Below are 4,383 nucleotides of genomic sequence, written 5' to 3' on the forward strand. Positions count from 1 at the left end.
GGCCCCCGCCCCGGCGGCCCCGGCCCGACGGCGTACGGCCGACGTCGCCGCACCGCCGCCGGTGGTGGGTGCGCCCGTCCTGCCGCTGCTGCCGCCCGGCCCGGGCGTGGACGTCGACGCGCTGCGCGCGGCCGTGGCGGTGGCGGCCGGCCGCGCGGCGGCGCTGCTGCGGGGTGAACGGTGATGCCGCCACTCGGGCATCCGCGTGCTCTCCCGAGCGCCCGGGTTCGACCGGCGGCCGTCGGTCAAACCGGCGGCGGCAGGCCCGCGTCGGCGATGCGCTGGCGCATCGATCGCCGGCCGACCGCGGCGAGCACCTCGTGCAGCAGGTCGGCCAGCGGCACGGGCAGCTCCGCGTCCAGTTCGCGTATCGCGGCGCTCGTCGCCGCCCACTCGGCCTCGATCACCGGCAGCAGCTCGCGGGCCCGGTCGCTCAGGTGCACGACGCGCTGGCGGGCGTCCGCGCCGGGGACCACGTCGACCAGGCCGGCACGGGCCATCTGGGCCACGGTCTGGCTGGCCGCCGAGTGGGTGACGCCGACGCGGCGGGCCAGGTCGCGGATGGGCAGCGGCCCGTCGGCGACCAGCACCCGCAGCGGTGGCGAGAACCGGGGCCGGTAGTCGGCCAGGCCCCGCTCGGCGTAGACCGCGGCGACGTCGCCGTCGAGTACGTCGAGGACGTGCCGCAGCAGCGTCCCCAGGGCCTCGCGTTCCGGTGCGTCGCTCACCCCGCTAATGTAACAGCGCTGTTGCATTGGATGGTGAGAGGGAGGAGTGGGTGATGGCCGAGCGATATCCCCTGGTCGAGCCGTACGCGCACGGGATGCTCGACGTGGGTGACGGTCAGCTCGTGTACTGGGAGACCTGCGGCAATCCCGACGGCAAGCCCGCCGTCGTGCTGCACGGCGGGCCCGGCTCCGGCTGCACGCCCAACTGGCGGACCTTCTTCGACCCGGCCCGCTACCGGGTGACCCTGTTCGACCAGCGCGGCTGCGGTCGCAGCACCCCGCACGCCGCCGACCCGGCCGTGGACCTGTCCACCAACACCACCGACCACCTGATCGCCGACATCGAACTGCTGCGCGCACACCTCGGCGTGGAGCGTTGGCTGGTGCTCGGCGCCTCCTGGGGCGCCTCCCTCGCCCTGGCGTACGCGCAGCGGCACCCGCGCCAGGTCAGCGAGCTGGTGCTGTTCAGCGTGACCGCCGGCACCCGCCGGGAGATCGGGTGGATCACCCGGGACATGGGGCGGATCTTCCCGGCGGAGTGGGCCCGCTTCCGCGACGGCGTGCCGCCGGCCGAGCGCGACGGCGACCTGGCCGACGCGTACGCCCGGCTGCTGGCCGACCCGGACCCGGCGGTGCGCGAGCGGGCGGCACGGCAGTGGTGCGACTGGGAGGACACCCACGTCGCCACCGCCCCCGGCCACCGGCCCGACCCCCGCTACGCCGACCCGGTGTTCCGGATGCTGCAGTCCCGGCTGGTCACGCACTACTGGCGCAACGGGTGCTTCCTGCCGGAGGGGCAGCTGCTGCGCGAGGCGGGGCGGCTGGCCGGCATTCCCGGGGTGCTGCTGCACGGCAGGCTCGACATCAGCAGCCCGCCGGAGGTGGCGTGGCAGCTGGCGCAGGCGTGGCCCGACGCCCGGCTGGAGCTGTTGGACGCCGCCGGGCATGGGTCGGGCAACGGCATGGCGGAGCGGGTCGTGGCGGCGCTGGACGACTTCGCCGGGCGCCGCTGACCGCTCGAGGCCGGCTCACCCCACTACGGTCTCCCTGCCGTCGCGCACCACGAACTCGCCGGCGGTGGTGGCGCCGAACCCGGCCCGGCGCAGGGTCAGCGCGACGGCCCTCGCGCCGCCGCCGGCCAGCGTCGAGTCGGTGATCCGGTAGGACGCCGGGGTCGCGCCGTCGGCGAACAGGCGCTTGCCCTCGCCGACGACGACGGGGAACTGGAGCAACCGGTACGTGTCGACGAGCCCGGCGTCGTGCAGGGCGCGTGCGAGCTGCCAGCTGCCGTGCACCTGAAGCTCGCCGCCCGGCTGCTCCCTGAGTCGCCGCACCTGCGCGACGATGTCGCCGCCCCGCAGCACGGTGGTCCTCCCCCAGGCCGCGTCGGCGTCGGAGAGGGTGTTGCTGACGACGTACTTCGACCCTGTGTTGAGGGCGGTGGCCACCAGGTTGTCGGGGTCGGTGACCTGCGGCCAGTAGCCGCGCATCATCTCGAAGGTGCGCCGGCCCAGCAGGAAGGCATCGGCCTGCCGGAACCATTCGTCGACGGAGTCGAGCTGGCCGTCGCCGCTGTGCGGCACGAGCCAGCCTCCGCGCGTGAAGCCGTTGCTGGTGTCCTCCTCGGGCCCGCCGGGGCCCTGCATGACGCCGTCGAGGCTGACGAAGGTGTGGACGCTGATCTCCATGCGATGTCTCCCGGGCAGGGCCTGCGACGCGCAGGCTACGGATGCGGTGGCGGTGCTCCGACGGAGCACCGCACACCCGAAGCCTCCTACCGACGGATTCTACTGTCAAGACAAAAAAAGTTGTCGGTGGAGTGCGGGTCGCGCGGGGCGCGGCTGCACGGCTACGGCACCATCCAGGACAGCAGGGGCGTGGCCTGCAACCCGACCAGCAGACACATCAGGGCGAGCAGCAGCACGCTCGGGCCGAACATCCGCCGGAACAGCTCGCCCTCCCGACCGGTGAGCCCGACCGCGGCGGCGGCGATCGTGAGGTTCTGCAAACTGACCATCTTGCCGAGCGTCCCGCCGGAGGCGTTGGCCGCGGCGAGCAGGACCGGATCGAGCCCGGCCCGCTGCGCCGCGGCCACCTGCAACGCGCCGAACAGCGAGTTGGACGACGTGTCCGAGCCGGTCAGGGCGACGCCGAGCCAACCGAGGACCGGCGCCAGGACGGCGAAGAACCCACCCGCGCCGGCCATCCAGACGCCCAGCGTCGCGACCTGCCCGGCGGCGTTCATGGTGAACGACAGCGCCAGCAGCCCGACCACCGTCAGCACGGCCCAGCGCAGCTCGAACAGGGTGCGCCCGTAGAGCCCGACGGCCTCGCGCGGCGGCACCCGCAGCAGCGCCACCGTGAGCAGGCCGGCCACCAGCAGCAACGAGCCGGGAGCCGCGAGCCAGGCGAACCGGAACGTCGCCAGGGGCGACGGGGCGCCGGAGGCGGTGACGACGTGCAGCCCCGGCCAGGAGACCGCGAGCGTGCCCGCGTCGAGCAGCCGCTTGACGGCCGGCACCTGGGAGACGGCGAAGACCGCCACGATCGTCACGTACGGCGCGTACGCCCGCCACTGCGACCCCGCCGGCGCCGGCGCGTCACGCTCCGGCAGCCCCCCGCCGACCGCCACGGCGACCGGGCGCCGCGCCACCACGGGCCGGCGGGTGACGAGCAGCAGGACGCCCATCCCCGCGAAGGCGGCGGTGATGTCGGCGAGCGCGGCCGTCAACCAGTTCGCGGTGACGAACTGGGCCACCGCGAACGCGCCGCCGCACGCCAGCGCCGGGCGCCACAGCTCGCGTACGCCCCGACGGCCGTCGGCGACGGCCAGCAGGACCAGCGGGACGACGACCGCGACCACCGGGACCTGCCGGCCGGCCATCATGCCCAGCTCCGTCGCCGGCAGCCCGGTCACGCCGGCCAGCGTGGTGATCGGCAGGCCGAGCGGCCCGAACGCCGCCGGCACCGTGTTGCCGACCAGCGCCACGGCGGCCGCCCGCACCGGGCCGAGGCCGAGGGCCAGCAGCATCACCGTGGTCACGGCGACCGGCGTGCCCTGCCCGGCCAGCGCCTCGAGCAGCGACCCGAAGCAGAACGCGATCACCAGGGCCTGGACGCGGCGGTCGTCGCTGATGCGGGCGAAGCCCTGCCGCAGCGTGTCGAAGTGCCCCGTGTGCACGGTCAGGCGGTGGATCCAGATCGCGGTGCCGAACGTCCAGACGAGCGGGAACAGCGCGAAGGTGGCGCCCTGGCCGGCCGCCAGCAGCGTCTGCGGCAGCGGCACCCGCCACAGCCACCAGGCCAGCGTCACCGCCACGCACAGCGCCCCGAACGCCGCCACCCAGGCCCGCGTACGCACCACCGCGAGCAGCACGAACAGCGTGAGCAGGGGCAACGCGGCGCAGGCGGCGCTCAGCGCGAGCGACCCGCCGACAGGCTGCAGGGGTTGCTGGTACATCGGCACCGCCTCGGCTGCGGACGCCCTGACCCGGATGGCGTGGGTACGGCCCATCCCACCGGACGCGGCCACCGCGGCGCCTCTCCCAACGTGCGCAGACCGGCGCGCGACGGACCGGGCGGTCACGCCCGGCCGGGGCCCGGTCCTGGTTCACCGCGCTGCCGCGGACGACGGCGAGGACGCGGTGGCCGTTGC

The 4,383-nt window shown here is 75.1% G+C and carries 5 protein-coding genes; 2 read left to right on the plus strand and 3 right to left on the minus strand.

Features of this window, described 5'->3' with window-relative positions; all coding sequences use genetic code 11:
• On the plus strand, positions 1-184 hold a 184-nt coding region (locus tag AB0G08_RS30045), incomplete at its 5' end, for a hypothetical protein (RefSeq protein ID WP_358094315.1).
• Between the two features lie 61 nt (positions 185-245).
• Here the strand turns inward: AB0G08_RS30045 and AB0G08_RS30050 are convergent.
• A complete protein-coding gene (locus AB0G08_RS30050; RefSeq protein WP_358094319.1) occupies positions 246-728 on the minus strand; it encodes a MarR family transcriptional regulator in 483 nt (160 codons plus the stop codon).
• A 53-nt stretch (positions 729-781) separates the two neighbouring features.
• Here AB0G08_RS30050 and pip point away from each other — a divergent pair, with 53 nt between their 5' ends.
• Positions 782-1,741, plus strand: coding sequence for a prolyl aminopeptidase (gene pip, locus AB0G08_RS30055; protein WP_358094323.1), 960 nt, complete (start codon positions 782-784; stop codon positions 1,739-1,741).
• A gap of 15 nt (positions 1,742-1,756) precedes the next feature.
• On the opposite strand, the gene AB0G08_RS30060 is transcribed toward pip, so the two are convergent.
• Positions 1,757-2,416, minus strand: a complete 660-nt coding sequence (locus AB0G08_RS30060; RefSeq protein ID WP_358094326.1) for a dihydrofolate reductase family protein — start codon at positions 2,414-2,416, stop codon at positions 1,757-1,759.
• A gap of 161 nt (positions 2,417-2,577) precedes the next feature.
• On the minus strand, positions 2,578-4,188 hold the full coding sequence (locus tag AB0G08_RS30065) for an L-lactate permease (protein ID WP_358094329.1): 1,611 nt from the start codon (positions 4,186-4,188) through the stop codon (positions 2,578-2,580).
• Positions 4,189-4,383: the final 195 nt, after the last annotated feature.

It is taken from the genome of Micromonospora sp. NPDC023644 (genome assembly GCF_040640115.1).
Lineage (GTDB): Bacteria > Actinomycetota > Actinomycetes > Mycobacteriales > Micromonosporaceae > Micromonospora.

Coding starts and splice junctions, on each gene's coding strand:
- AB0G08_RS30060 (WP_358094326.1), bottom strand. CDS start 2,416: ATGGAGATCAGCGTCCACACCTTCGTCAGCCTCGACGGCGTCATGCAG.
- AB0G08_RS30065 (WP_358094329.1), bottom strand. CDS start 4,188: ATGTACCAGCAACCCCTGCAGCCTGTCGGCGGGTCGCTCGCGCTGAGC.
- pip (WP_358094323.1), top strand. CDS start 782: ATGGCCGAGCGATATCCCCTGGTCGAGCCGTACGCGCACGGGATGCTC.